Raw genomic sequence first — 25,752 nt, 5'->3', positions numbered from 1 at the left:
AAAAACATGGCATAAAAGATGCATAACGAAAGCGACAAGCGCGTATGCGCGATTTGATTAACTGGAGCGAGACCGATGAAAAAAGTCGTCACGGTTTGCCCATATTGCGCATCAGGTTGCAAAATCAACCTGGTGGTCGATAACGGCAAAATCGTCCGGGCTGAAGCGGCGCAGGGGAAAACCAACCAGGGTACCCTGTGTCTGAAGGGCTACTATGGCTGGGATTTTATCAATGATACCCAGATCCTGACCCCTCGTCTGAAGACCCCAATGATCCGTCGCCAGCGTGGCGGCAAACTGGAATCCGTTTCCTGGGATGAAGCGCTTAATTACGTCGCCGATCGCCTGAGCGCCATCAAAGCGAAGTATGGCCCGGACGCCATTCAGACGACCGGTTCATCTCGCGGTACGGGTAACGAAACCAACTATGTAATGCAAAAATTCGCGCGCGCCGTTATTGGTACCAATAACGTTGACTGCTGCGCTCGCGTCTGACACGGCCCTTCGGTTGCAGGTCTGCACCAATCGGTCGGTAACGGCGCAATGAGTAATGCCATCAATGAAATTGATGACACCGATTTAGTGTTCATCTTCGGGTATAACCCGGCGGATTCCCACCCTATCGTGGCGAATCACGTGATCAACGCTAAACGTAAAGGGGCGAAAATTATCGTCTGCGATCCGCGCAAAATTGAAACTGCGCGTATTGCCGACATGCACATCGCGTTGAGAAACGGCTCGAATATCGCGCTGCTTAACGCTATGGGTCATGTCATCATCGAAGAAAAACTGTACGACCAGGCGTTCGTCGCCTCGCGTACGGAAGGATTCGAAGAGTACAGCAAGATTGTCGAAGGCTACACGCCGGAGTCTGTCGAAGATATTACTGGCGTTAGCGCTCAGGATATCCGTCAGGCTGCACGTATGTATGCTTCGGCGAAAAGCGCGGCCATCCTGTGGGGCATGGGTGTTACCCAGTTCTATCAGGGCGTGGAAACCGTGCGTTCTCTGACCAGCCTCGCAATGCTAACCGGCAACCTCGGTAAGCCGAGCGTGGGCGTTAACCCGGTTCGTGGCCAGAACAACGTTCAGGGCGCATGTGACATGGGCGCGCTGCCGGATACCTATCCGGGCTATCAGTATGTGAAAGATCCGGCTAACCGCGAGAAGTTCGCTAAAGCCTGGGGCGTGGAAAGTCTGCCTGCTCATACCGGCTATCGCATCAGCGAACTGCCGCATCGTGCAGCGCATGGCGAAGTTCGTGCGGCCTACATTATGGGTGAAGATCCATTACAGACCGATGCTGAGCTTTCCGCAGTGCGCAAAGGCTTCGAAGATCTGGAACTGGTTATCGTGCAGGATATCTTCATGACCAAAACCGCTGCTGCCGCAGACGTTATTTTACCGTCTACGTCATGGGGCGAACATGAAGGCGTATTCTCCGCGGCTGACCGTGGCTTCCAGCGCTTCTTTAAAGCCGTTGAGCCGAAGTGGGATCTGAAAACGGACTGGCAGATTATCAGTGAAATCGCCACCCGTATGGGTTACCCGATGCACTACAACAACACCCAGGAAATCTGGGACGAGTTGCGTCATCTGTGCCCGGATTTCTACGGTGCCACTTACGAGAAAATGGGCGAACTGGGTTATATCCAGTGGCCTTGCCGCGACACCTCAGAAGCCGACCAGGGTACGTCTTATCTTTTCAAAGAGAAGTTCGACACCCCGAACGGCCTGGCGCAGTTCTTCACCTGCGACTGGGTAGCGCCAATCGACAAACTCACCCCAGAGTACCCAATGGTACTGTCAACGGTGCGTGAAGTCGGCCACTACTCTTGCCGTTCGATGACCGGTAACTGTGCGGCGCTGGCCGCGCTGGCGGATGAACCGGGCTATGCCCAGATCAACACCGCCGACGCAGAACGCCTGGGCATCCAGGATGAAGAGCTGGTGTGGGTGAACTCGCGTAAAGGCCGGGTCATTACCCGTGCGGCAGTCAGCGATCGTCCAAACAAAGGCGCGATTTACATGACCTACCAGTGGTGGATTGGCGCATGTAATGAACTTGTAACCGAGAACTTAAGCCCGATTACCAAAACGCCGGAGTACAAGTACTGTGCTGTAAACGTTGAACGCATTGCCGATCAGCGCGCTGCCGAGCAGTATGTCATTGATGAGTACACCAAGCTGAAAGCCAGCCTGCGCGAAAGCGCGATGGGTTAAGCTTCCCCTGACGGCCTCCATTCGGAGGCCGTTTTTTTATGCACATAATCTCTCTATACTGTTCATTCCCTACACTAAATCTAAATATAAGATGAAACGACTTTTCGCCTTGATGGTGTTAATGACATGCTTTGTCCATGCCGAAGAGCCCGGTAGTCAGTTTTTGAAAGCCGCCGAGTCCGGAGACCGACGCGCACAATATTTCCTCGCTGATACCTGGTTTAGCTCAGGCGATTTGGGTAAAGCGGAATATTGGGCGCAAAAAGCCGCCGACAATGGTGATGCCGATGCTTACGCATTGCTGGCACAGATTAAGATTACCAATCCGGTCAGTCTGGATTACCCCGAGGCCAAAACGCTGGCCGAAAAAGCGACCCAGGCAGGTAGTAAGGCGGGGGAAATTACGCTGGCGAGAATTCTGGTGAACACGCAGGCCGGGCACACAGATTACCCCAAAGCGATTACATTGCTGCAAAACGCCTCGGAAAACCTGGAGAACGACTCCGCTGTCGATGCGCAAATGCTGCTCGGACTGATCTACGCCAATGGCGTGGGTATTCCTGCCGACGATGAGAAAGCCACCTGGTATTTCAAACGTAGCTCGGCCATTTCTCGCACCGGGTATTCCGAATACTGGGCCGGGATGATGTTCTTAAACGGCGAGCAGGGTTTTATCGAAAAGAATAAACAGAAGGCGCTGCACTGGCTGAATCTGAGCTGTACAGAAGGATTCGATACCGGCTGCGAAGAGTTTGATAAGTTAACCAACGGGTAATGGTTTGCATTGCCGGATGAACGTAGTCGTTGTAGGCCTGATAGCGTAGCGCCATCAGGCAACCCGGAGCAGGTTGCCGGATGGCGGCGTTGCCTTATCCGGCCTACAAAGCGGTCTTATCAAACTTACCTAATATTTCACGCTCATAGGCCAGCGCTTTCTTGCGGTCAAATTTGTGTTCCCACTTGGCGATTACCAGTACCGCCAGCGCGTTACCCACCACGTTCAGCGCAGTACGCGCCATATCGAGAATACGGTCAACACCGGCGATAAATGCCAGACCTTCCAACGGGATCCCCACACTGCCCAGCGTCGCCAACAGCACCACAAACGATACGCCCGGCACACCTGCAATCCCTTTCGAGGTTACCATCAGCGTCAGTACCAGCACGATTTCCTGCCACAGCGACAGGTCAATACCGTACAGCTGGGCAATAAAGATAGCGGCGATACTCTGGTACAACGTCGAACCATCCAGGTTGAATGAATAGCCGGTCGGCACCACGAAACTGGTGATTGATGCCGGTGCACCGTAGGCTTCCATTTTCTCAATAATACGCGGCAGTACGCTCTCAGAACTGGCGGTTGAATACGCCAGAATCAGCTCATCCTTCAGGATACGGATTAAGATCCAGATACTCAGACCACAGACACGCGCCACGATACCCAGCACCACCAGTGCAAAGAACAGGATGGCAAAATGCACCAACAGCACCAGCTTCGCCAGCGGCCACAAGGAGGCAAAGCCAAAGTTTGCGACCGTGACGGCGATCAGCGCAAAGACACCGACCGGCGCATAACGCATGACCATGTGGGTCACTTTAAACATGGTTTCGGAGATAGAGCGGAACACGGTAACCAGCGGTTCACGGTGCGTGGCAGGCAGAGAAGACAGACCTAAACCGAACAGCACTGAGAAGAAGATAATCGGCAGCATGTCACCTTTCGCCATCGACGCAACGATGTTGGTCGGCACCAGTGACAAAATTGTACCCATCAGGCCATGTGCATGACTCTGCACTTCTGCCGTTGTGCTTTGATATTTCGAAATATCCACAGTCGCCAGCTGCGACATATCAACGCCGGTACCTGGCTGGAATACGTTTGCCAGCGTAATACCGAGGATAATCGCCACGGTGGTGATCACTTCGAAATAGATAATGGTTTTCGCGCCAATACGGCCCAGCTGTTTTGCATCCCCCACCCCGGCGATACCCACAATCAGCGTGGAAATTACAATGGGCACGACGATCATTTTAATCAGGTGGATAAAGATATCACCCGCCGGTTGCAGCAGGTTTAATACCAGCCATTCGCGGCTGTCACTATGGTAGTGCAGGTAACTCCCTAGCAAAATGCCCAGCACCATGGCGATGAGGATCTGCCATGCCAGGCTGACTTTCAAATTTTTCATAACAACGGACTTCCTCGATGGAGCGCTATTCCGCATATAAAAATGCGAGAACAGTACATACTGAAAGGGTATGATTTGTGTTGCGTTCGTTTATAGAGTTTTTTAACGCTTATTATCATTATCATTTGCACGCTATCTCGCGCAAGCCTTTCAGAACAGGGGGTTTAGCTGAAATTATGCATAAAAACGCGAGTTTATATCGGTAATCATGAATAACTTTTTGTTATAAAAGAATTTTTATTTGATAAAAAATGAAGAAGTTCTTCCGTGAGTTTTTTTTACCCACTTGTTCGACTGCCTGTTTTTTAAACAGGCAAAATGATACAAATCACAAAAAAAACAAATTTATTTTTGCCGATTCTGCAACAATTTCGCCATATTAATGGAGTCGATCAACTGCGCACGATTCACCCTAGGCGAGTTTAAATCCATTACTTTTTGCCACATTGAAATCGCCTGTGCGTAATCAGCCTGCATAAACGCATCAGAAGCCAACAGCATCAGCGCGGTGACTTCATTGCCGTCCAGCGCCAGGGATTTATCTATCATTTCGCGCGTTTGCGGTGTCATATGCTGTCCGGCCTGGTAATACAATACCGTCGCCAACGCCGAGTAGATTTCGGCGTTTTCACCCCGAAAACGCAGCGCCTGTTCATAGGCCAGCAGTGCATTGTGATACGCATTTTGCCAAAGATAATATTCCCCCAGTTGCGCCCATAACACCCCGTCCTGTGGCGTGGCACGAATCTGCGACTGCAAAGAAAGCAGCTGTTTTTCCTGAATATTTTCATCAGAGAACGCGTGTAATGGATCGGCCAGTCGGGCTTGCTCCTGACGGACAGCCTGCCATTTTGGTGTTAACAGATAACCTCCGATGCAGGCAATAACCATCATCACAACCGCGACAACCAGCCGTTTCACCGGCATCGGACGAAACGGTGCCACGGCGCGTTCGGAGTGACTCATTGCTCGTCCTCCTCAGTACGCTGGCGCGATCTCACCCGCCAAATCACCACGCCCATCAGCAGCAATAACACGCACGGTAGCGCCCATAGCAGCAGTGTTTGCTCATTCAGAGGGGGGTTATAACGAACGAAATCACCATAACGCGCGGTCATCCAGGCAGTGATCTCTGCTTCGTTTTTGCCCTCTTCAACCATGCTGTAAACCTGATGACGCATACTGACCGCCACTGGCGCATTGGATTCCAGTAAGTTTTGGTTTTGGCACTGCGGACACCGCAGTTGGCTGGCAATAAACAGCGCCTTTTCCTGCTGTTGCGGGTTTGCAAAGCGCCAGGTATCCACAACCTGAGCATGCGTGATGAAAGGTAGAAAAATCAGCAAGAGCATAAGTAACATCGTTTTGCCGGATGGCGGCGTGAACGCCTTATCCGGCCTACCAGGCTTTTCACTCGTAGGCCTGATAAGCGCAGCGCCATCAGGCAATAACTCAGGGCATTTCCTTCCCCGCCAGCCGCTCAGCAGCGCACCAAATACCATCAGCAGTCCTCCCCCCCAAATCCAGCGCACGCCGCTTTGCACGTATAAGCGCATGGCATAACGATCCTGCCCTGTTTTTTCGCCCATCACCGCATACCAGTCATGCAGCAGGTTCCAGCGGATACCCGGCTCCATCATTTGCTGGCGACGCGCGGCATAGAAGCGCCGTTCGGGTTGAAGACTGCCGATACGTTTCTCATCCTGCCACAGCGTAATCAGCGCTTTTTCACTGGTGTAATTTCCTTTTGCTTCCAGACTGAGGCGCTCAAAACGGAAGAGATAACCTGCCAGCTCAACCTGCTGGCCCGGACTCAGATTCAGGCTAATCTCCTGGCGACTGCCGCTGGAAAAGACGATCCCCGCCGCGAAAACCAGTACCCCACTGTGCGCTAACAGGGCCGGAAGCTGGCTTCGCAGCGATCCTTTCCAGCTTCTGATGGTTGCGATAACGATGACCGCCAGCATCAATAACCCAAACGGCAACGTGGCGCGGTTAAAATACGGCGCCCCAACCGAGAGTCGCCCCCAGCCAAACAGACCGTAAATCATGGGATAGAGCGTGCCGATCAGCACAATCAGTAGCACCGCACAAAAAAGCAGTAACGCGACCAGAATTAACATCTCGCGCGACCAACCGCCGAAACGCGCAGTTTGGCGACCATCCTGTGCCCGCCAGGCGTACAGCCCGAGCGACGCCAGGCTTAAGACGGAAAATAGTGCAAACAGCGGCGCAGCGCGGACATTATCCAGCGCGAAAGCATGAACAGACACCAGGATGCCGGAACGCACAATCAACGTCCCCAGCAGCGATAAAATCAGTGTGACGATGGCCAGCAGCAGCGACCAGTGACGGAAGAGCCCGCGCTGGCGTGAGACATACAAACTATGCAGCAATGCGCTGGCAGAAAGCCAGGGTAATAAAGAGGCGTTTTCCACCGGGTCCCAGAACCACCAGCCGCCCCAACCCAGCTCGCAGTACGCCCACCAGGAGCCGAGGATGATGCCCAGCGTCAACGCACACCAGCCGGGTAAAGCCCAGCGCCAGCAGACCCATGCAGTTTCTGCGCTAAAGCCGCCACGCAGCAGCGAAGCCAGCGCAACCCCAGCCGCAACCATCAATCCACCGTAACCCAGATAGAGCAGCGGAGGGTGGAGGATGAGCCCAAGATGCTGCAACATCGGATTAAGATCGCGTCCTTCAATGGCTGGTGGGAAGATACGCACGAACGGATCGGACCACACCACGACAAACAACAGCAGTAAGGCCAACATCATTGACAGGACGCAGAGCGCCAGCGGAAAAAGCGCGTCGGTATCACGCCGATAGCGAAGAGCGAACAGCGCGCTCCAGCCGGAAAGAAACAGCACCCACAGCAGCAGCGATCCTTCATGACCGCCCCACACCGCCGCCAGTTTTAGTCCCCACGGCAGCAGGCTATAGCTATGCTGAGCAACATAGACAACCGAGAAGTCGCTGGTCATAAAACAGAAGACCAGAATGGCAAAAGCGATCAGCTGTAGCGTAAATTGCGTCCACGTCCCCACGCAGGCCAGTTGCATCACACCCTGCCAGCGCCGGCGGAGCCCCACCAGCGCGACAAGCGGGGTCAACACGTTGACCCCGAAACTTAACAACAGAGCCAGAAAACCGGCTTCAGGAAGGAAGACGTCCAGATATCACCTTACGCAACGGTTAGCTGTCCTGCATACAAAATAAAGAAACGCAGCAGTAAAACACCAGTCAGGCTGGCACCACATACCGCCAGTACGCCATGAAACGTTGAGCTACGATTCGCCCACGGTTTCAACAGCATCGGGAGGATCAGTCCAAGCCCTGCCACACCCAGCCAGAACCACCAGGTCCAGAACCCACCGCCCAAGGCAGCAGCCAGCGCGCGCATTTTGCCGTCATCACCCAGCGCCAGCCCGACAAAGAAAGCCGCCAGCAGGAAGATTTCCAGCCACACCACCGGCGTTTCCATACGGTGGACAAAGTGCGCTTCAGTGCTGTGTGGGTTACTACGATGGCGTAATGCCATGGCGATTAACGCCACTGCAGCACCGGAGGAGATCCCAGAAAACAGGAACAGTACCGGCAGGATCGGGTTATTCAGGAACGGGTAGGATTTCAACGCTGACAGCAAGAACCCGGTGTACGCCCCGAGCAGTACCGCCAGCACCAGCATCACCGTTTCAAGCATCCGGTGGAACGGTGCGATCAACGCCAGCAGTTTCGGCACAATACTCAGGCGTGGAATGAAGCGCTGTTGTAAGGCAATCACCTCTTTTTCAAAGATTTTTGCCAACCACAGCACCAACACCACCATGTACAATTGAAACAGCATGACCCCCATCGACATCACTGACGTGAAGCTGTAGTGGAACATCAGCTTCCAGAAAGTCCATGGACGCGTCAGGTGGAATACCAGGATCAGCAGTCCAAGAATAATGGCTCCCGGTCCCAGTACCAGCGTGGTGCGCAGCAACGTGCTGTCAGCACCACCCGCTTCCGGGTGCAGCCGTCGTAACAATACCGACAGCGTCACCAGCCCGGCAGATATGCCTATCAGAAACAAATAGATGGCAATGGGCCAGTCCCACACCAGTGATTCAAAATGAAATGCAGAAGCGGGTGTCATTGGCTCACCTCCCCATATTTAAAGGGAACGCGGTAGACCTTCGGTTTCGTGCCCAGCGCCAGCTTGTAACGGTAGGTATTTTTCTGGTGCAACAACCGCGAGATTTCGCTGTTGGGGTCGTCCAGATTACCAAACGTCAGCGCTTTCGTCGGACATGACTCCACGCAGGCGGGCTGCTTGCCCGCTTTCAGGTTGGTTTTGCGGCAAAAATCGCATTTATCCGCCGTCTTGCTGACCGGATGAATAAAGCGCACGCGATAAGGACAGGCGGCGATGCAATACTGGCAACCGACGCACAGATCCGGGTTCACATCCACAATGCCGCTGGCGGCATCGCGGTACGATGCCCCCGTCGGGCAGACGTCAACGCAGGGTGCGTGATCGCAGTGCTGGCACGAATGGCGGAAGAAACGATACTTCACATCGGGAAACGTCCCCAGCGGTTCACTGCGAATGATCGTCAGACGCGAGACGCCTTCCGGTACGCTGTTAACTTCCCGACAGGCATCCATGCACGCGGTACAGCCGATGCATAATGACTCATCATGTACCATGCCGTAACGCACACCATTAATGTTTAACGTCTTCGCTACGACGCGTCCCGCCGTCCCGCTAACAGCCACTAGCGCGCTGACGCCGGTGATAAACTGGCGACGAGAGCAACTCATGGATGCTCCTTAAGCAAGGGAATAGACGCCGGGTTAAAGTTTGGATTGTTACGCTGATCGCTGTGGCAATCGACGCAAATCTTGATCCGTCCTTTATCGCTTAGCGTCTGCATCGTGTCTTGCTTCGGATGCAGTGAGTGACAACTGGCGCACGCTACTTTCGTCACGTGAACATCGTGCGGCCAGAACGCTTTTTGCAACTGCTCAGGCAGGTGACAGGACATACAGACGCTGTTCTGCTGCTCCACGTTGTACATCGGCTCGTTAAAGCGCATCACATCCTTCACCCCTTCACGGTGGTTTGGCGATGGCTGACCGTGACAGTTGGTGCAGGTAACCGGCAGTTTATTATTTGGGTTGATGACTTCTGCATGTTTACCATGCATGCCTTCGGTATCCGGCTTGTGACAATCGAGGCACGCCGCATCCGGATTACGCTGTTGGGTGACCGTCCAGCGTTGATCTGACTCCTGCGGGGTTGGCGTGGCGGTTATCCCGCTCAGGCTCCAGAACAGACCTGACGCCAGCACCCCAGCAGTTAATAACGAACGTAATACGCTCATATTCACTCCGTTGAGTTATCCGCCCCTTGCGAGGCGGAATGGGGTTATTGGCTTAACAGACCGTTTTTACGCGCCTGATCTTCCCATTGCGGAATCACCGTTTTAATGAAGTCCTGCTTCTCAGCGTTGATTTGCTGCATGTTCAGACCAATCGCCTGCTGGGCTTTCTCTTTGGTAGAGATATCCGGCAGAGGGATTTCATGCATGATGCCTTTGGTCGCCAGCAGACGGACCAGTTTGGTACGCGCATCAGCGGCTTTATCCATCGCGCTACCCAGCATCCGCAGACCTTCTTCCGGTGCGTGCATATGGATACCGTGAGAAGCAATCGACAGATCCCAGCGCCATTGTGCGTGGCGAATGTCTTCCAGAATCGGCTTCATTTCCGCTTCCGTCGCCCCCGCATCCCACGCAGCCTTCGCTTCGAAGTGCGCATGGACCAGTTGATCTTCAACTTTGATTTTCAGGTCATGAATCGCTTGCTTACGCTCAGCAACCACTTTTTGCAGAGACGCTTTGTCCTGGGTGTGGCAGTTGGCGCAAGTCTGTGGGAAGTTGTCGAACGGGTTACCAATCTTATGGTCGGTGTAGATTTTACCTTCTGCGTTCTGCACTTTCGGCATGTGGCAGTCGATACAGGTCACGTTGTTCTTACCGTGAATGCCCGCACTCCAGGTTTCATACTCCGGGTGCTGCGCTTTCAGCATTGGGGTTTTAGACAGAGAGTTGGTCCAGTCAGAGAAAGCTATGTTGTCGTAGTATTTCTCCATGTTCTCGACTTTCATACCGTCATCCCATGGGAACTTAACGGCTTTGTTCTTACCGTCGAAGTAGTACTCCACGTGGCACTGACCGCAGACCATGGATTGCTGATCAAAGCGGCTGGCTTTTTCAAACGGTTTGCCAATGGTTTCCATCGCTCGCTCGGCATAAGGACGCGACAGCGTCAGTTCCGGTTTCCCTTTCGCGAAATCTGCTGATGCCGTGTTATGGCAGTCAGCACAGCCGAGGTTGTTAACAATTTCCGGGCCGCCACGCGCCCATTTACCGTGGAAGTACCCATCTTCACCGTCTTTCTGGATCAGACGTGCCACATCCGGGCTTTTACAGCTCCAGCAGGCCATCGGCAACGGACCATCTTCAGCCGTTTTTGGCGCACCGGTACGTAACGTTTCACGCACATCGGTAACCGCATACGCGTGTCCACGCGGTTTGTTGTAATCGCGGGAGAAAGGATATCCCGCCCACAGGATCACCAGGCGAGGGTCTTCTGCCAGCGCATCTTCACGGGCTGACTGTTCAGACGTGGCTTTCCAGGAGAGGTATTGATCAGGATGCTGAGGGGCGAAGGTTTCATTCTTCGCTTCAACGGTGACGGTCTTTGCGGGTACAGAGGTTTGCTCAGCGTGAACGGCAGTAATAAATAAAAACGGTAATATCAGGCTGAAGAAACGGCGTACGCGTGATTTTGTCCTTGCCATAGGGGTCTCATCCAGATGTCGCCATTATCTGCAATGGCGGTTCTTTTATTGTTTTCCATAACAGCAACCACACAATACTGTCATGACATTGCTCCACCCTATTTGTAACAAGAAACCCCACAAGAAATGTTGTTTTTAATCAATTGTAAGTGTATGTAAAATACCACTTTAGAGTTATTCACCCCCTCTAATCCCTCACTCTTTTGTCGATACCAGACACAGATCACCTTTTCAAAACCCTCTATATAACCGCATGTTATCGCGAGGTTTAATCAATTTTTGCTAGTTATCTTCAAAATTCAGTTTGCCGATAATTTGCACAATTCGGTTATTGCGTGATCTGTCGCCCAAATACTAAACAAAACTCGTAAAGCCCCTACATTTAACTTTTGTGCGACATATTATTAACATCCTACAAGGAGAACAAAAGCCATGAGCCAAATACACAAACACGCTATTCCCGCAAATATTGCGGACCGTTGCCTGATAAACCCGGAGCAGTACGAAGCGAAATACCAACAGTCCATTACCGATCCCGACACATTTTGGGGCGAGCAGGGAAAAATTCTTGATTGGATCACACCGTACAGCCAGGTAAAGAACACCTCTTTTGCCCCTGGTAACGTATCCATTAAATGGTACGAAGACGGCACGCTGAATCTGGCAGCGAACTGCCTTGATCGCCACCTACAGGAAAACGGCGATCGCACCGCCATTATCTGGGAGGGCGATGATGCTACCCAGAGTAAAAACATTACCTATCGCGAACTGCATCGCGATGTCTGCCGTTTTGCTAATACCCTTCTGGATTTGGGGATTAAAAAAGGCGATGTCGTGGCTATTTATATGCCAATGGTCCCAGAAGCTGCGGTTGCCATGCTGGCCTGCGCCCGTATTGGCGCGGTACATTCGGTCATCTTTGGTGGTTTCTCACCAGAAGCCGTTGCCGGACGTATTATCGATTCCAATTCACGTCTGGTGATCACCGCCGATGAAGGCGTACGTGCCGGACGCGGTATCCCGCTGAAAAAGAACGTTGATGATGCGCTGAAAAACCCGAATGTGAAGACGGTTGAGCATGTCATTGTCCTCAAACGTACCGGCGGAAAAACGGACTGGAAGGAAGGCCGCGATCTGTGGTGGTCCGATCTTATTGAAAAAGCGAGCCCTGAACATCAGCCGGCAGAGATGAACGCGGAAGATCCGCTGTTTATCCTGTATACCTCTGGTTCAACCGGTAAGCCAAAAGGCGTGCTGCACACCACGGGTGGATATCTGGTTTACGCGGCAACGACCTTTAAGTATGTGTTTGATTACCATCAGGACGATATCTACTGGTGTACCGCTGATGTGGGTTGGGTTACCGGCCACAGCTACCTGCTGTACGGCCCACTGGCCTGCGGTGCCACCACGCTGATGTTTGAAGGCGTACCTAACTGGCCGACCCCGGCGCGTATGTCACAGGTCGTGGACAAGCACCAGGTCACCATCCTCTATACTGCACCAACGGCTATCCGCGCCCTGATGGCAGAAGGTGATAAGGCGATAGAAGGCACTAACCGTTCATCACTGCGCATTTTAGGTTCCGTTGGCGAGCCGATTAACCCGGAAGCATGGGAGTGGTACTGGAAGAAGATCGGTAACGAAAAATGCCCGGTCGTCGATACCTGGTGGCAGACCGAAACCGGGGGGTTCATGATCACCCCACTGCCGGGCGCCACCGAGCTGAAAGCGGGTTCCGCAACGCGTCCATTCTTTGGCGTACAACCGGCCATCGTTGATAACGAGGGCAATCCGCAGGAAGGGGCGACCGAAGGCAACCTGGTGATCACCGACTCCTGGCCGGGTCAGGCGAGAACACTGTTTGGCGATCACGAACGCTTTGAGCAAACCTACTTCTCTACCTTCAAGAATATGTACTTCAGCGGCGACGGCGCACGCCGTGATGAAGATGGTTATTACTGGATAACCGGACGCGTGGATGACGTGCTGAACGTCTCGGGTCACCGCCTGGGTACAGCAGAAATCGAGTCGGCGCTGGTGTCGCATCCAAAGATTGCCGAGGCCGCCGTGGTCGGCATTCCACATAGTATTAAAGGCCAGGCCATTTACGCCTACGTCACGCTGAATCACGGCGAAGAGCCGTCACCTGAGTTGTACGCCGAGGTTCGCAACTGGGTACGAAAAGAAATTGGCCCGCTGGCAACGCCAGACGTGCTGCACTGGACCGACTCACTGCCGAAAACCCGCTCCGGCAAAATCATGCGCCGCATTCTGCGTAAAATTGCGGCGGGCGATACCAGCAATCTGGGCGATACCTCGACCCTCGCCGATCCTGGCGTGGTAGAGAAACTGCTCGAAGAGAAGCAGGCCATCGCGATGCCATCATAACAAAGTCCTGAAAATGCCGGATGGCGACGCGAAAGCGTCTTATCCGGCCTACAAATCTGACCCTACCCTCTCTTCACCGGGGGGGAAATATAAAAAACCTCCCCCAAAGGATTTCGTGTTACAGGAAGGCGGCAAGCGAGCACATCCCCAGGAGCATAGTTCACTATGTGACTGGGGTGGGCGAGTGCGGCCAACGAACCTGTAGCGCGAAAGACGCAGGGGGACCTCTGGAGAGCTCTGTGATGAATGACCAAATTTATCAGCGGATAGAAGACAGTGCGCGTTTCAGGGAGTTAGTTGAAAAACGGCAACGGTTTGCCACTATTCTGTCCATCATCATGCTGGCAGTTTATATCAGCTTTATTTTACTGATTGCTTTTGCACCTGGCTGGCTGGGCACCCCACTGCATGCGGGAACCAGCGTTACCCGAGGTATCCCTATTGGCGTCGGCGTGATCCTTATTTCCTTTATCCTGACCGGGATCTACATCTGGCGGGCAAACGGTGAATTCGACCGTCTTAACAACGCGGTTCTGCACGAGGTTAAAGCATCATGAAGAGAGTCCTGACGGCGCTTGCCGCCACGCTGCCCTTCGCTGCGAACGCGGCGGATGCTATTAGCGGTGCAGTCCAACGCCAGCCAACGAACTGGCAGGCGATTATCATGTTCCTGATTTTCGTCATCTTTACGCTCTGTATTACCTACTGGGCGTCTAAACGTGTGCGTTCGCGTAATGACTATTACACCGCAGGTGGCAACATTACCGGCTTCCAGAACGGGTTAGCAATTGCAGGCGACTATATGTCGGCGGCCTCGTTCCTCGGGATTTCCGCACTGGTCTTTACCTCAGGATATGACGGGCTGATTTACTCGCTCGGCTTCCTCGTCGGCTGGCCGATCATTCTGTTCCTGATTGCTGAACGCCTGCGTAACCTCGGTCGCTACACCTTTGCCGACGTGGCCTCTTATCGCCTGAAGCAAGGTCCCATCCGTATTCTGTCAGCATGTGGATCGCTGGTGGTGGTCGCGCTGTATCTGATCGCGCAGATGGTTGGCGCAGGCAAGCTGATTGAACTGCTGTTTGGTCTGAACTATCACATTGCCGTGGTGCTGGTTGGCGTACTGATGATGATGTACGTGCTGTTCGGCGGCATGTTGGCGACCACCTGGGTGCAAATCATCAAAGCGGTACTGCTGCTGTTCGGTGCCAGCTTTATGGCTTTCATGGTCATGAAACATGTCGGCTTCAGCTTCAACAATCTGTTCACTGAAGCAATGGCGGTACACCCGAAAGGCTCCGCAATCATGAGTCCAGGCGGGTTGGTTAAAGATCCGATATCCGCGCTGTCGTTAGGCCTCGGTCTGATGTTCGGTACGGCAGGCTTGCCGCATATTCTGATGCGCTTCTTCACGGTCAGCGATGCCCGCGAAGCGCGTAAGAGTGTGTTCTATGCGACCGGTTTTATGGGTTATTTCTACATCCTGACCTTTATCATCGGCTTTGGTGCCATCATGCTGGTCGGTGCAAATCCGGCGTATAAAGATGCTGCAGGTGCGTTGATCGGTGGTAACAACATGGCGGCAGTGCATCTGGCTAACGCGGTGGGCGGTAACCTGTTCCTCGGCTTTATCTCCGCCGTAGCATTTGCCACCATTCTGGCGGTGGTTGCCGGTCTGACGCTCGCGGGCGCATCGGCGGTGTCGCACGATCTGTACGCTAACGTGTTCCGCAAAGGCGCGACCGAACGTGAAGAACTGCGCGTCTCTAAAATTACCGTACTGGTATTGGGTGTCATTGCCATCGTGCTTGGCGTGCTGTTCGAAAATCAGAATATCGCCTTCATGGTAGGTCTGGCATTTGCCATCGCCGCAAGCTGTAACTTCCCCATCATTCTGCTTTCCATGTACTGGTCAAGACTGACCACGCGTGGTGCCATGATGGGCGGCTGGTTAGGTCTGCTAACAGCCGTTGTGCTGATGGTGCTTGGTCCAACAATTTGGGTACAAATCCTCGGTCACGAAAAAGCCATTTTCCCGTATGAATATCCGGCGCTGTTCTCGATAAGCGTTGCATTCCTCGGGATCTGGTTCTTCTCTGCCACGGATAACTCAGAAGAAGGTAACCGTGAGCGTGAGCAGTTCCGTGCGCAGTTCATCCGTTCCCAAACCGGGTACGGTGTGGAGCAAGGTCGCGCGCATTAATCTCACTTATCCTCCGGCTTTCGGGCCGGAGGATATCACCGAATCTCAGAACATCACCCTCGCAACCAGCGGGGCAACCAGAACCATCACCACACCGGACAGCATCATCACCAGACTTGCCACTACGCCTTCCTGTTGACCAAGCTCATAAGAGCGAGCCGTACCTGCACCGTGCGATGCTGCGCCAAACCCTGCCCCTTTGGCCATACCTTCGCGGATAGAGAGTCGTAAAAACAACACATCGCCGACCGCCATACCGAATACACCGGTCACCACCACAAACAACGCCACCAGATCTGGCTGCCCACCCAAGGGTTCTGCCGCTGCCAGCGCAAAAGGCGTAGTGACGGAACGTACCGCCAGGCTACGTTGGATCTCATCAGGCAGCATAAACAGACGCGCCAGCCACACGGAACTGGTGACAGCCACCAGCGTTGCCGTGATCACCCCCGCCGTCAACGACATCCAGTGACGCTTAATCACCGCGAGGTTATCGTAAACCGGAACAGCGAAGGCAATGGTCGCGGGACCTAATAGCCACAGCAGCCAGTGTGATTCACCGATATAGTTTTGCCAGGAGATATGGCCGAAGACCAGCATCAGCACCAGTAACGCTGGCGTGAGAACCAGCGGCATCAACGGCAATTTGCGAAAACGGCGATACAGACGCTTGTTGGCAAAATAGATACCCAGCGTAATCACCAGACACAGCACGCTTAGCTGGAAGTTACTCACGGTTTAGCCTGCTCATTTCATAGCGATACACTTTATCCACCACCCACGCGGTTGCGCCGAGAACCATCAGCGTGCTTATCGCAATGACAGCAAAAATACGCCAGCCATCGACCAACAGCAGCTGCGTATAGTTGACGACGGCAACCACCGCTGGAACAAAAAATAGTAGCATTTCAGCCAGTAACCAGCGGGCACCGGCGCGTATCCAACTCAGCGGGATGATCCGACAGACAATCAGCGCCAACATCAGCACCATCCCAACCAGATTGGCGGGAAGCGGTAAATGCAGCCAGGAGACAAGATACTGAGCAAATACAAATAAACCTGCGTACAACAGCACCTGGACAGGTATCTGAAGTCGGTGAATGACAGCAGGCGTCACGCGGCTTATCGCCACAGCCATGAGGGTATGTCCTTAAAAAATAGAGAGCGCCAGTATAGAGAGCACCCGTCCAGGACTGAAATGAATTAAACTCATTGCAGGCATAGTCTTAAGGAATAATCATGGATATCAGAACACTGCGATATTTTGTTGAGGTGGTGCGTCAGCAGAGCTTTACCCGCGCAGCGGAGAAGCTTTTTGTCACCCAACCCACCATCAGCAAAATGTTGAAGAACCTTGAAGACGAGCTGAACTGCACGCTGTTAATCCGCGACGGACGACGGCTGTTGCTGACTGATACCGGACAGGTTGTTTTTGAGCGCGGTCTGGCGATTTTGGCCGAGTTTCGCCAGCTTGAAGCCGAACTTAGCGACATTAACCACCTGAACAAAGGGCTATTACGCCTTGGTATCCCGCCAATGGTCGGTATGTTGATGGCAGGTCCCATCAGCCTGTTTCGCCAGCGTTATCCCGGCGTTGAACTTAAAGTATCAGAGTTTGGCGGCTTAACCGTCCAGCAGGCAGTAATGAACGGTGATTTGGATGTCGCCATGACGGCACTTCCGGTCGAAGAAGAGAGTGGACTGGCAACCTTGCCGCTTTTCAGTCATCCGCTCTGCGTGCTGGTCCCGCGCTCGGGCCAGTGGACAACCTGCGAATCCATTTCCCCCGAGGCACTGGCGGAACACCCGCTGCTTATCTACAACGAAGATTTCGCCCTCAGCCGTCAGTTACTGGAACTGTTTAACCAGCACGATGTAAAACCCCGCATCGCGGTACGTAGCGGGCAGTGGGATTTTCTGGCGGCCATGGTGCAAGCCGGGGTCGGTATCGCCATTTTACCGGAGCCAATTTGCCAACGGCTGGACAAACAGACGCTGCGCTGGATTCCGCTGGAGAGCGATTTACGCTGGCAACTCGGCATGATTTGGCGTGAAGGTGTGTATCTCTCGCACAGCGCTCAGGCGTGGCTGACATGCTGCGAAGGGTTTTGGCTAACGCAAGAATCGTAAGTGCCGGATGCGGCGTAAACGCCTTATCCGGCCTACATCGGTTTTGTAGGCCTGATAAGCACAGCGCCATCAGGCTCGTTCACCTGTACGGAGGTCCATCATATTCCCCGCCCAGTTTTCCGGATACAACCCCGATTTAACATCACGATGAAACGTTGAAAAAGGCCATGACTTCACCTGCTGCACCCAACCGTGTTTCACAGGATTGAGATAAATGTAATCCACATGCTGACAATAATCGCGCGCATCACGAATGGTATGTTCCCAAAAGCGGGGTTGCCAGATATGCCTGGCGGATAACGATCGGGTGAAATGCTTTTTAATTTCCCGCCAACGAGAGGAAAAATCAGCGTCGCTATCAGGTAACGTCCATATGCAATGCATATGCTCAGGTAAAACCACCCACGCATTGATTTGAAAAGGCATAACCTTCTTTACCGCCGAAATAGCACAGCGAAGCTGGTTAATGTTGGATGTCAAAAGATGGCTTCTACGGTCCTGTAAATTCACCGTAAAAAACCATGTTCCACCGCTGATGTAATGGCGCCGATAGTTAGACATGTTTCCCCCTTTTCTCAACCGTATGGAGAAAAGAGGGAATCGACAAGAGAGATGGATTCGTTCAGGAAAGCCGCTCGCAAATTACACGATGAATAATTTTTTGCAGACCTGAAGGCTGTGCACCATCAGGTACATTCTTCGCCGGATGCGGCTAACGCCTTATCCGGCCTACATCGCTATTGCCGGTTTTGTAGGCCTGATAAGCATAGCGCATCAGGCACACCTTTCGCCGGATGCGGCTACCGCCTTATCCGGCCTACATCGCTATTGCCGGTTTTGTAGGCCTGATAAGCATAGCGCATCAGGCACACCTCTCACCGGGTGCGGCTAACGCCTTATCCGGCCTACATCGCTATTGCCGGTTTTGTAGGCCTGATCAGCGTAGCGCATCAGGCACACCTTTCGCCGGGTGCGGCTAACGCCTTATCCGGCCTACATCACTATTGCCGGTTTTGTAGGCCTGATAAGCGTAGCGCATCAGGCACAACCTTCGCCGGATGCGGTTAACGCCTTATCCGGCCTACATCACTATTGCCGGTCTTGTAGGCCTGATAAGCGTAGCGCATCAGGCACTACCGTTTATTGATTCTCAATCAACAACGCTTCCAGCAAATCCAGGTCGTGCAGCAGTTTTTGCAGCGTTTCATTGCTGATTTCGCGCGTGGCGCGCAGGTGATACAGTTCTGCTCGTTCCGAACGCAATGCCGCCAGGCGGAAACGTCGCTCGAGGTTCTCTTCCTGTAATGAGCTTTCCACATCGTTACGTCCATCGACGCGACGACGCAGGTTACCGATTACACGAGAGCTCACTTCGGTCAGCAGTTGATTATCAATATTCTCTTCGCTGTCCGCCGCCAGACGTTCTTCCATTTTCTGGATAGCAACAATCGCGACTTCCGCCGTCGCAGCACGGGCTATCCGTTCTTCTTTCAGTTGCTGTGAGTGATCTGCCACTTCCAGGTGTTGCAGCAGAATCGGTAGCATCACCACACCGACAAACAGCGAGAACAGGATCACGCCCGCGGCAAGGAATACTAACTCGTAGCGCGCCGGGAAGCCGCTACCATCCGGCAACAGCAGCGGGATGGAGAGCACACCGGCAAGCGTAATCGCCCCGCGAACACCCGCAAAGGAGGCGATCAGGATTTCACGCGTTGTCCAGGAACCAAACTCCATGGGCTTTTTCTTCAGGAAGCGCAGACTGAATTTTTTCATCGTCCACAGCCAGCCAAAACGCACCAGCATCAGCGCCACGTAAATCAGCACGATATCGGTAAACAGCATCCAGGTTTCAACGTTCGGATCGGCTTCTGCCGCCACCAGCGAAGACTCCAGAATCCCCGGTAATTGCAGCCCTAACAGCAGGAAGACCATGCCGTTAAAGACGAACTCCAGCATTGCCCAGGTGCTGTTAGCACGTAAACGCATCGCCAATGGCGCACGACGCATTACGCCTGAACGGGTTATCGTCATCCCGGCTGCGACCGCCGCGAGGATCCCGGAAACACCGATGTGTTCGGCAATCAGATAAGAAGCAAACGGCAGCAGGAACAGCAGAACGATTTGCGTTGCTGGCTCATCACCACCCCAGCGGCTAAGAAAGCGCAGAGAGCGTCCATACAACCAGCTGACGACAAAACCCGCCAGGATGCCGCCAATCGCTACCTTGAAGAACTCAACCGTCGCTCCGCCGACGGTAAACACCATCGTCCCCATTGCCACGGCCACAGCAAATTTCAGCGATACCAGGCCAGACGCATCGTTCATCAACGCTTCGCCCTGCAGGATACCCATGATTTTCTTCGGTATACGCCCCTCGCCTACAATGCCAGAAAGGGCAACGGCATCGGTTGGCGACAGCACTGCGGCCAGCGCAAAAGCGGGGATCAGCGGAATCCCCGGGACCAGCCAATAAATCATAAAACCAATGCCGACCACCGTAACCAATACGAGCGCCAGTGCCAGACCGAAGATCTCTCGTCCATGCTCCAGAAACTCTCGCGTTGGCGTTTTCCAGCCATCGGCAAACAGCAACGGCGGGATGAACAGAACCAAAAACAGTTCAGGGTCAAATTCCACATGCAAACCAAACGTCGGCCACGCCAGCAACGCGCCAATGGCGATCTGCATAAGGGGTAAAGGGAGTTGGAAGGGTAATACGCGAGTAAATACCCCCGACAACGAGACCACAAGGGTCATGATGAGTATGGTAAAAAAGATTTCCATGCGTTCCCTGTTTGCGATGTTTCTTATGATTAGTGATGAGAGGCGTCGTGCCTCAATTCTATCTACTCGAGAGTAACGCAAAAGACAACGAGTGTGTTCTGAAAATAAAAACGGGCGGCAAAAGCCACCCGTTTTCAGGATCAAGAGCGTATCGGGATTAAATAGCCCAACCGCCCGCATAGAATGCAACCAGCGCCACGGCAATCACCACCGTTCCGATATTCAGTTTGCGCCATTCGCCGGAAACAATACGGCCAATAACCAGAGTGGCAAAACCGATCATAATACCGGTAACGATATTACAGGTCAGCACGATAAAGACGGCGGTAATCAGTCCCGCCATCGCATCGACGAAGTCGGTAAAGTCGATTTTCGCCACGTTGCTCAGCATCAGCAGACCAACATACATCAGGGCCGGCGCCGTTGCGTAAGCAGGAACAAGGTAAGAGAGCGGAGAAAGGAACAGGATCAGCAGGAACAGAACACCTACGGTGATCGCCGTCAGACCGGTTTTACCACCTGCCGCGGTACCCGCTGCAGATTCAATGTAAACCGCCGCCGGAGCTGCCCCTACCAGACCAGAGAACACGCTGCTCAGGGAGTCCGTCGTTAACGCTTTGCCGCCATCGATAATCTGACCGTCTTTATCCAGCAGATTCGCCTGACCCGCAACCGCGCGGATGGTTCCGGTCGCATCAAAGACCGCTGTCATAACCAGCGCCAGCACGCTCGGCAGGACGACAGGGTTCAGCGCCCCCATAATGTCCAGGCTGCCAATCAGAGAGTTACCTTCAGCATCACTCAAAGAAGGCATGGCGAAAATACCGGAAAAATGCACCGCGGGATCGAAAATCAGGCCAACAACGGAAATACCAATAATGGTCAACAGTATGCCACCCGGTACTTTCAGTTTTTCGAGGCCAATAATCACCGCCAGACCAATCAGCGACATAATGACCGGGAAGGTGTCGAAGTCACCCAGCGCAACCGGCAGGCCGTCCAGCGGGTTCTTAATGACCAGACCAACACCGTTTGCCGCAATCAGCAGCAGGAACAGGCCGATACCAATACCTGTACCATGCGCAACGCCCTGTGGCAGATTGCGCAGGATCCAGCTACGGATACCTGTCGCGGAAATGATGGTAAACAGAACACCCATCAGGAATACCGCGCCCAGCGCAACAGGTACGCTAATATGCTGCCCCAGCACCAGGCTGAACGCGGTAAACGCCGTCAACGAAATGGCACAACCAATCGCCAGCGGCAGGTTTGCCCACAACCCCATCACAATAGAGCCGACACCGGCGACCAGGCAGGTTGCCACAAATACAGCGGCAGGCGGGAAACCGGCTTTACCCAGCATTCCTGGAACCACGATAACAGAGTAGACCATTGCCAGAAACGTCGTTAATCCGGCAACGACTTCCTGTCGAACAGTACTGCCACGGTGCGAAATTTTAAACCAGGCGTCGAGTGAACCGCCGGTACGCGCTGAAGGCGTAGACATAGAAAACATCCCCTGAGAGTTTATTTTTCGTCATTATGCGTGCTGGACAATCCACTGCCTGCTTAACGTTTTCTCCCTGTGCCAGGTTTGCGTCAGTAGGGGTGTCGCAAAAAAGCAAACGTTTAGCTCCGCGCATAAAAAACGGGTGGTAAAAAAAAGCAAACGATTATCTAGCGATCATGTGCCGGTTTTCAACTGAACTTTGCCGCTTTTTACTCATTTCTTCTTATAACGCACAAGAAATAGCCAGTCGATGCGCAAACGTTATCGTCAATGCGCAATCTGGCAACAAATTTCGCGCAGTTATTACAACCTCGACAGTTACCTTTCACGTTCACTCGCGCAAAAAAATGGATGAAGATGCGGAAAATTTTTCGGCTAAAAAATCACCAATTGACTGGTAAATAGACGGGGGTGGCATACACTTACCTTATCAACACAAGCCGGAACCTCCCCTAATGTGCTCGACTGAGGGGTGTTGATGTCGGGGGAAACCCTCCCGTGAACCAGCGGGATAGAGTGAAAGACAAAGACCGGAACCAAACTAAAGCGCCCTCTGTGGCGCTTTAGTTTTATACCCGTCACATATTTCAAACCCATCAATCATCTTCCAGCAGGCGCGCCCCGGTTCCCTGCTCGCCAAGCTGGTCGCCTGGGTTACGCAACGGGCAATCGCTGCGCGATAAACAACCGCAACCAATACAACCATCCAGCTCATCGCGTAATGCCACCAGAGTATGAATACGTCGGTCCAGTTCTTCACGCCATTGCGACGAGAGCTGCTTCCACTCTTTGGCACTGAGTGAATGCCCTTCAGGTAATACCCCTAACGCATCGCCAATCGTTGCCAGTGGGATCCCGATGCGTTGAGCAATCTTGATAATCGCAACATAACGCAACACATCACGTTTGTATCGACGCTGATTGCCACTGTTGCGCATACTGCTGATTAACCCTTTGCTTTCATAGAAGTGCAAAGTTGATACCGCTACACCGCTACGTTTTGCGACTTCACCTGGCGTGAGCAGCGCTTTTATCCGGGGTAATTTCTTTTCCATAAATCGCTTTACCTCAAGTTAACTTGAGGAATTATACTCGCCCACAGACAAAACGACGAATCGAATACTGAGAAAGAGGCAGCCCTATGTCCCATCAGCAGATAATTCAGACCCTTATTGAATGGATTGATGAACATATCGATCAACCGCTGAACATTGAGGCGGTGGCGAAAAAATCAGGTTACTCGAAGTGGTATTTACAGAGGATGTTCCGCACGGTGATGCGTCAGACGTTGGGTGACTATATCCGCCAGCGCCGACTTTTGTTAGCCGCCGTGGAACTACGGACGACCGAACGACCTATTTTCGATATCGCGATGGATCTCGGCTATGTGTCGCAACAAACGTTCTCACGCGTGTTCCGCCGCGAGTTTGATCGTACTCCCAGCGACTACCGTCATCGCCTGTAAGATTATTGCCCGCTCTGCGTCAGTATGGCGGGCGAGCGCTGTAGCCAGTGCATAAACTCCTGCGGCGGTAACGCTTTTGCAAAGTACCACCCCTGACAATACTGAACACCACGTTCAAGCAGCCATTCAATTTGATCTGCCGTTTCCACCCCTTCAGCAATTGTCTTGAGATGTAAGCTTTGCGCCATCTCGATGATATGTTCAGCAATCAGGTGGCTGGTACTGTTGGTCGCCAGCGTACTAATAAAAGATTTATCAATCTTCAGGATATCCACGTTCAGTGCCGCCAGGTTGTGCAGATTGGAATATCCCGTCCCAAAATCATCAAATGCCACTTCATAACCTGCCTGACGGAATGCCTGGATTACCGGGGTCATTTTCTGCACATCAATAAATCCACGTTCCGTCACTTCGACTTTAATTTGCTGAGCAGCCACTGAGTAATCACGCGCTTTCTCAGCGATCAGGGCAATCAGTCGGGATGAATGGAAATCAGAAGCTGAGAGGTTAATTGAGATATAAATCTGGGGATGCGCAGAAAGAAAATACCCTAAATCATTGAACACTTCTTCGACCACGTAATCCGTGATCCTTTCAATCATGCCTTCTTTTTCAGCCAGCGGAATAAATTCCGTCGGGCTCATGACCTCACCTTTGCAACCTGGCCAACGCATCAGCGCTTCGGCCCCCACACATTGACCATTCTTGATATCGATGATCGGCTGGTAATGCAGGCGTAGCTGGCGCTTTTCCAGTGCACGTCTTAGCAAACGACGAGGGGAATGGTACTGCTGGCGCGTGCGCCACCACATCAACAGCATCAGAATGCTGCAGATCACTCCAAAGGGGACCGTTAGTGCGGCTTCGTGATAGAAATTTTGATGGACGCGATCGCTGGTAGTCGAAACAATAATCGCGATCGGGCGCTTCTCAGAACGAACGATGGTATAGAACCGATCGTCCAGTTGGAAGGTAGAGGCTTTACCGCGCACCAGTGGCAGAAATTGCTTAACATGCGCCTGATTGCTGGCGGAGAAGAAAGTATCCGTTATCGTGTCATAAACGCCCCACAATAGGCCAGGGTCATCTGACATGACTTCGCTGTAAGATAATGGGTTAATGACTACGACGTAGTTTCCTCTTTGCATATACGTCATGTTGTAGCCAGAGAAAAAAGGCGTATCGCGATAGTAATAGATCGAAACGTCCGGCGTACGTTTATAGTCAGCGGTTGGCATAATATAGGGAACTGACGGCGCCATCGACGTAGAGCACAAAAAATGATCAGCTTGTGCATAAATTAGCTCGCTGATATATAAACGCCCGCGAATAATATTCAGCATACTTTTCTGATGTGCAGGGGTACACATCTTGCCCTGATACAGTTGAGCCATATCACGCGCTAAATCGGCTTGCTGGATCACCAGTTCCGTTTTATTTAACACCAGTTGAGCAAAAGAGCGGAGTTGAGTGCGGGTTTCGGACATCGCCCGGATATGAGCAAACCATAGCGCCAGCACCACGGGGAGCAATACCACCGTGAGCGTGCCGAGGAGCTTCAGCATCTTGCTTTGCGCACTGAGATTCATGTCAGCCCTATTTCCCTGTTTCGTATATGCCAGTACCCATCAAGGCAGGATGCTATAAACACCAGCTGGTTAAGTTGCATGAATCTATCAACATTATCAACAGACGTCTCTATGTAAAAGTCTGATAATAGTGGATGATGATATTATTTTCCCGTAAGGCAAACTTAAAGTTACGCTTATTTTGCAACATCATTATCAAGAAGGAGTAATGTTTTACACGCGTTATACTGACGGCACGTATAAAACACATTAACTTTTTTAACGATTAATTTCGGATAAAGAAAACAAGCAACATGAATGCATCTTACATAACGCATAATTTATTATTCGTTTATGGGTAATGCTGCCAACTTACTGATTTAGTGTATGATGGTGATTTTAAGGTGCTTGCGTGGCTTCCATTTCCATCAGA

General features: G+C 52.6%; 21 protein-coding genes. 7 read left to right on the top strand and 14 right to left on the bottom strand.

What is annotated here, in order from left to right:
• Positions 1-75: 75 nt before the first annotated feature.
• Positions 76-2,223: a formate dehydrogenase subunit alpha gene (gene fdhF / locus QMN38_RS23145; protein ID WP_271456964.1), complete on the top strand. Its 2,148-nt coding sequence runs from the start codon at positions 76-78 to the stop codon at positions 2,221-2,223.
• 91 nt (positions 2,224-2,314) lie between these two features.
• Positions 2,315-2,998 (top strand): Sel1 family TPR-like repeat protein YjcO, encoded by a 684-nt coding sequence (gene yjcO / locus QMN38_RS23140; RefSeq protein WP_323606140.1) that lies wholly within the window; start codon positions 2,315-2,317, stop codon positions 2,996-2,998.
• Positions 2,999-3,101: 103 nt separating this feature from the next.
• Here yjcO and gltP read toward each other — a convergent pair whose 3' ends face one another.
• The 7 genes from gltP to nrfA all read right to left on the bottom strand — a co-directional run bounded on the left by gltP (position 3,102) and on the right by nrfA (position 11,265).
• Positions 3,102-4,412, bottom strand: a complete 1,311-nt coding sequence (gene gltP, locus QMN38_RS23135; RefSeq protein ID WP_271440963.1) for a glutamate/aspartate:proton symporter GltP — start codon at positions 4,410-4,412, stop codon at positions 3,102-3,104.
• 345 nt (positions 4,413-4,757) lie between these two features.
• Positions 4,758-5,378: a heme lyase NrfEFG subunit NrfG gene (gene nrfG / locus QMN38_RS23130; protein ID WP_323606139.1), complete on the bottom strand. Its 621-nt coding sequence runs from the start codon at positions 5,376-5,378 to the stop codon at positions 4,758-4,760.
• Positions 5,375-7,588: a heme lyase NrfEFG subunit NrfF gene (gene nrfF / locus QMN38_RS23125; RefSeq protein WP_323606157.1), complete on the bottom strand. Its 2,214-nt coding sequence runs from the start codon at positions 7,586-7,588 to the stop codon at positions 5,375-5,377. The genes nrfG and nrfF overlap by 4 nt, the downstream gene beginning before the upstream one ends.
• A gap of 8 nt (positions 7,589-7,596) precedes the next feature.
• The gene (gene nrfD, locus QMN38_RS23120; RefSeq protein ID WP_202037162.1) at positions 7,597-8,553 is read right to left on the bottom strand and encodes a cytochrome c nitrite reductase subunit NrfD; all 957 of its coding nucleotides are present in this window, start codon (positions 8,551-8,553) and stop codon (positions 7,597-7,599) included.
• Complete coding sequence (gene nrfC / locus QMN38_RS23115; protein WP_271454537.1) at positions 8,550-9,221, bottom strand: cytochrome c nitrite reductase Fe-S protein; 672 nt, start codon at positions 9,219-9,221, stop codon at positions 8,550-8,552. Before nrfC ends, nrfD begins: the two co-directional genes overlap by 4 nt.
• Positions 9,218-9,784 (bottom strand): cytochrome c nitrite reductase pentaheme subunit, encoded by a 567-nt coding sequence (gene nrfB, locus QMN38_RS23110; RefSeq protein ID WP_137381164.1) that lies wholly within the window; start codon positions 9,782-9,784, stop codon positions 9,218-9,220. The genes nrfC and nrfB overlap by 4 nt, the downstream gene beginning before the upstream one ends.
• A 44-nt stretch (positions 9,785-9,828) precedes the next feature.
• A complete protein-coding gene (nrfA, locus tag QMN38_RS23105; protein ID WP_323606137.1) occupies positions 9,829-11,265 on the bottom strand; it encodes an ammonia-forming nitrite reductase cytochrome c552 subunit in 1,437 nt (478 codons plus the stop codon).
• 432 nt (positions 11,266-11,697) lie between these two features.
• Here nrfA and acs point away from each other — a divergent pair, with 432 nt between their 5' ends.
• The 3 genes from acs (at position 11,698) to actP (ending at position 15,859) form a co-directional block, all read left to right on the top strand.
• A complete protein-coding gene (acs, locus tag QMN38_RS23100) occupies positions 11,698-13,656 on the top strand; it encodes an acetate--CoA ligase (protein ID WP_271454536.1) in 1,959 nt (652 codons plus the stop codon).
• A 242-nt stretch (positions 13,657-13,898) separates the two neighbouring features.
• A complete protein-coding gene (locus tag QMN38_RS23095; RefSeq protein WP_003031750.1) occupies positions 13,899-14,213 on the top strand; it encodes a DUF485 domain-containing protein in 315 nt (104 codons plus the stop codon).
• Entirely contained in the window at positions 14,210-15,859 is a 1,650-nt protein-coding gene (actP, locus tag QMN38_RS23090; RefSeq protein ID WP_271449288.1) for a cation/acetate symporter ActP, read from the top strand. The genes QMN38_RS23095 and actP overlap by 4 nt, the downstream gene beginning before the upstream one ends.
• Positions 15,860-15,904: 45 nt before the next feature.
• On the opposite strand, the gene QMN38_RS23085 is transcribed toward actP, so the two are convergent.
• Together QMN38_RS23085 and QMN38_RS23080 are read right to left on the bottom strand one after the other, a co-directional pair.
• Complete coding sequence (locus tag QMN38_RS23085) at positions 15,905-16,594, bottom strand: LrgB family protein (protein ID WP_137381170.1); 690 nt, start codon at positions 16,592-16,594, stop codon at positions 15,905-15,907.
• Complete coding sequence (locus QMN38_RS23080; protein ID WP_271440966.1) at positions 16,587-16,997, bottom strand: CidA/LrgA family protein; 411 nt, start codon at positions 16,995-16,997, stop codon at positions 16,587-16,589. Before QMN38_RS23080 ends, QMN38_RS23085 begins: the two co-directional genes overlap by 8 nt.
• 101 nt (positions 16,998-17,098) lie before the next feature.
• Between QMN38_RS23080 and QMN38_RS23075 the strand changes: the two genes are divergently transcribed.
• Positions 17,099-17,989, top strand: coding sequence for a LysR family transcriptional regulator (locus tag QMN38_RS23075; protein ID WP_271440967.1), 891 nt, complete (start codon positions 17,099-17,101; stop codon positions 17,987-17,989).
• A 69-nt stretch (positions 17,990-18,058) separates the two neighbouring features.
• Here QMN38_RS23075 and QMN38_RS23070 read toward each other — a convergent pair whose 3' ends face one another.
• The 4 genes from QMN38_RS23070 to soxR form a co-directional block, all read right to left on the bottom strand.
• Entirely contained in the window at positions 18,059-18,550 is a 492-nt protein-coding gene (locus QMN38_RS23070; protein WP_271449289.1) for an REP-associated tyrosine transposase, read from the bottom strand.
• 579 nt (positions 18,551-19,129) lie between these two features.
• Positions 19,130-20,776 carry a Na+/H+ antiporter gene (locus QMN38_RS23065; protein WP_040229801.1) on the bottom strand — a complete coding sequence of 549 codons (1,647 nt, stop codon included), beginning with the start codon at positions 20,774-20,776 and terminating at the stop codon, positions 19,130-19,132.
• A gap of 157 nt (positions 20,777-20,933) precedes the next feature.
• Positions 20,934-22,283 carry a guanine/hypoxanthine transporter GhxP gene (ghxP, locus tag QMN38_RS23060; protein ID WP_137381172.1) on the bottom strand — a complete coding sequence of 450 codons (1,350 nt, stop codon included), beginning with the start codon at positions 22,281-22,283 and terminating at the stop codon, positions 20,934-20,936.
• Positions 22,284-22,882: 599 nt separating this feature from the next.
• A complete protein-coding gene (soxR, locus tag QMN38_RS23055; RefSeq protein WP_003826630.1) occupies positions 22,883-23,341 on the bottom strand; it encodes a redox-sensitive transcriptional activator SoxR in 459 nt (152 codons plus the stop codon).
• Between the two features lie 86 nt (positions 23,342-23,427).
• On the opposite strand from soxR, the gene soxS reads away from it, so the two are divergent.
• Complete coding sequence (soxS, locus tag QMN38_RS23050; RefSeq protein WP_005132611.1) at positions 23,428-23,751, top strand: superoxide response transcriptional regulator SoxS; 324 nt, start codon at positions 23,428-23,430, stop codon at positions 23,749-23,751.
• Between the two features lie 2 nt (positions 23,752-23,753).
• On the opposite strand, the gene QMN38_RS23045 is transcribed toward soxS, so the two are convergent.
• Entirely contained in the window at positions 23,754-25,340 is a 1,587-nt protein-coding gene (locus QMN38_RS23045) for an EAL domain-containing protein (RefSeq protein ID WP_271440969.1), read from the bottom strand.
• Between the last annotated feature and the right edge of the window lie 412 nt (positions 25,341-25,752).

This window comes from Citrobacter sp. R-1.5.2 (assembly GCF_035064245.1).
Classification (GTDB): domain Bacteria; phylum Pseudomonadota; class Gammaproteobacteria; order Enterobacterales; family Enterobacteriaceae; genus Citrobacter.
Note: the sequence above shows the minus strand (reverse complement) of the source record. Positions and strands in the feature narration are given on the sequence as shown.

What these genes read in the sequence shown, in the direction of transcription:
- yjcO (WP_323606140.1), top strand. Translation starts at nt 2,315, where the DNA reads ATGAAACGACTTTTCGCCTTGATGGTGTTAATGACATGCTTTGTCCAT.
- gltP (WP_271440963.1), bottom strand. Translation starts at nt 4,412, where the DNA reads ATGAAAAATTTGAAAGTCAGCCTGGCATGGCAGATCCTCATCGCCATG.
- nrfG (WP_323606139.1), bottom strand. Translation starts at nt 5,378, where the DNA reads ATGAGTCACTCCGAACGCGCCGTGGCACCGTTTCGTCCGATGCCGGTG.
- nrfD (WP_202037162.1), bottom strand. Translation starts at nt 8,553, where the DNA reads ATGACACCCGCTTCTGCATTTCATTTTGAATCACTGGTGTGGGACTGG.
- nrfC (WP_271454537.1), bottom strand. Translation starts at nt 9,221, where the DNA reads ATGAGTTGCTCTCGTCGCCAGTTTATCACCGGCGTCAGCGCGCTAGTG.
- nrfB (WP_137381164.1), bottom strand. Translation starts at nt 9,784, where the DNA reads ATGAGCGTATTACGTTCGTTATTAACTGCTGGGGTGCTGGCGTCAGGT.
- nrfA (WP_323606137.1), bottom strand. Translation starts at nt 11,265, where the DNA reads ATGGCAAGGACAAAATCACGCGTACGCCGTTTCTTCAGCCTGATATTA.
- acs (WP_271454536.1), top strand. Translation starts at nt 11,698, where the DNA reads ATGAGCCAAATACACAAACACGCTATTCCCGCAAATATTGCGGACCGT.
- QMN38_RS23095 (WP_003031750.1), top strand. Translation starts at nt 13,899, where the DNA reads ATGAATGACCAAATTTATCAGCGGATAGAAGACAGTGCGCGTTTCAGG.
- actP (WP_271449288.1), top strand. Translation starts at nt 14,210, where the DNA reads ATGAAGAGAGTCCTGACGGCGCTTGCCGCCACGCTGCCCTTCGCTGCG.
- QMN38_RS23080 (WP_271440966.1), bottom strand. Translation starts at nt 16,997, where the DNA reads ATGGCTGTGGCGATAAGCCGCGTGACGCCTGCTGTCATTCACCGACTT.
- QMN38_RS23075 (WP_271440967.1), top strand. Translation starts at nt 17,099, where the DNA reads ATGGATATCAGAACACTGCGATATTTTGTTGAGGTGGTGCGTCAGCAG.
- QMN38_RS23070 (WP_271449289.1), bottom strand. Translation starts at nt 18,550, where the DNA reads ATGTCTAACTATCGGCGCCATTACATCAGCGGTGGAACATGGTTTTTT.
- QMN38_RS23065 (WP_040229801.1), bottom strand. Translation starts at nt 20,776, where the DNA reads ATGGAAATCTTTTTTACCATACTCATCATGACCCTTGTGGTCTCGTTG.
- ghxP (WP_137381172.1), bottom strand. Translation starts at nt 22,283, where the DNA reads ATGTCTACGCCTTCAGCGCGTACCGGCGGTTCACTCGACGCCTGGTTT.
- soxR (WP_003826630.1), bottom strand. Translation starts at nt 23,341, where the DNA reads ATGGAAAAGAAATTACCCCGGATAAAAGCGCTGCTCACGCCAGGTGAA.
- soxS (WP_005132611.1), top strand. Translation starts at nt 23,428, where the DNA reads ATGTCCCATCAGCAGATAATTCAGACCCTTATTGAATGGATTGATGAA.
- QMN38_RS23045 (WP_271440969.1), bottom strand. Translation starts at nt 25,340, where the DNA reads ATGAATCTCAGTGCGCAAAGCAAGATGCTGAAGCTCCTCGGCACGCTC.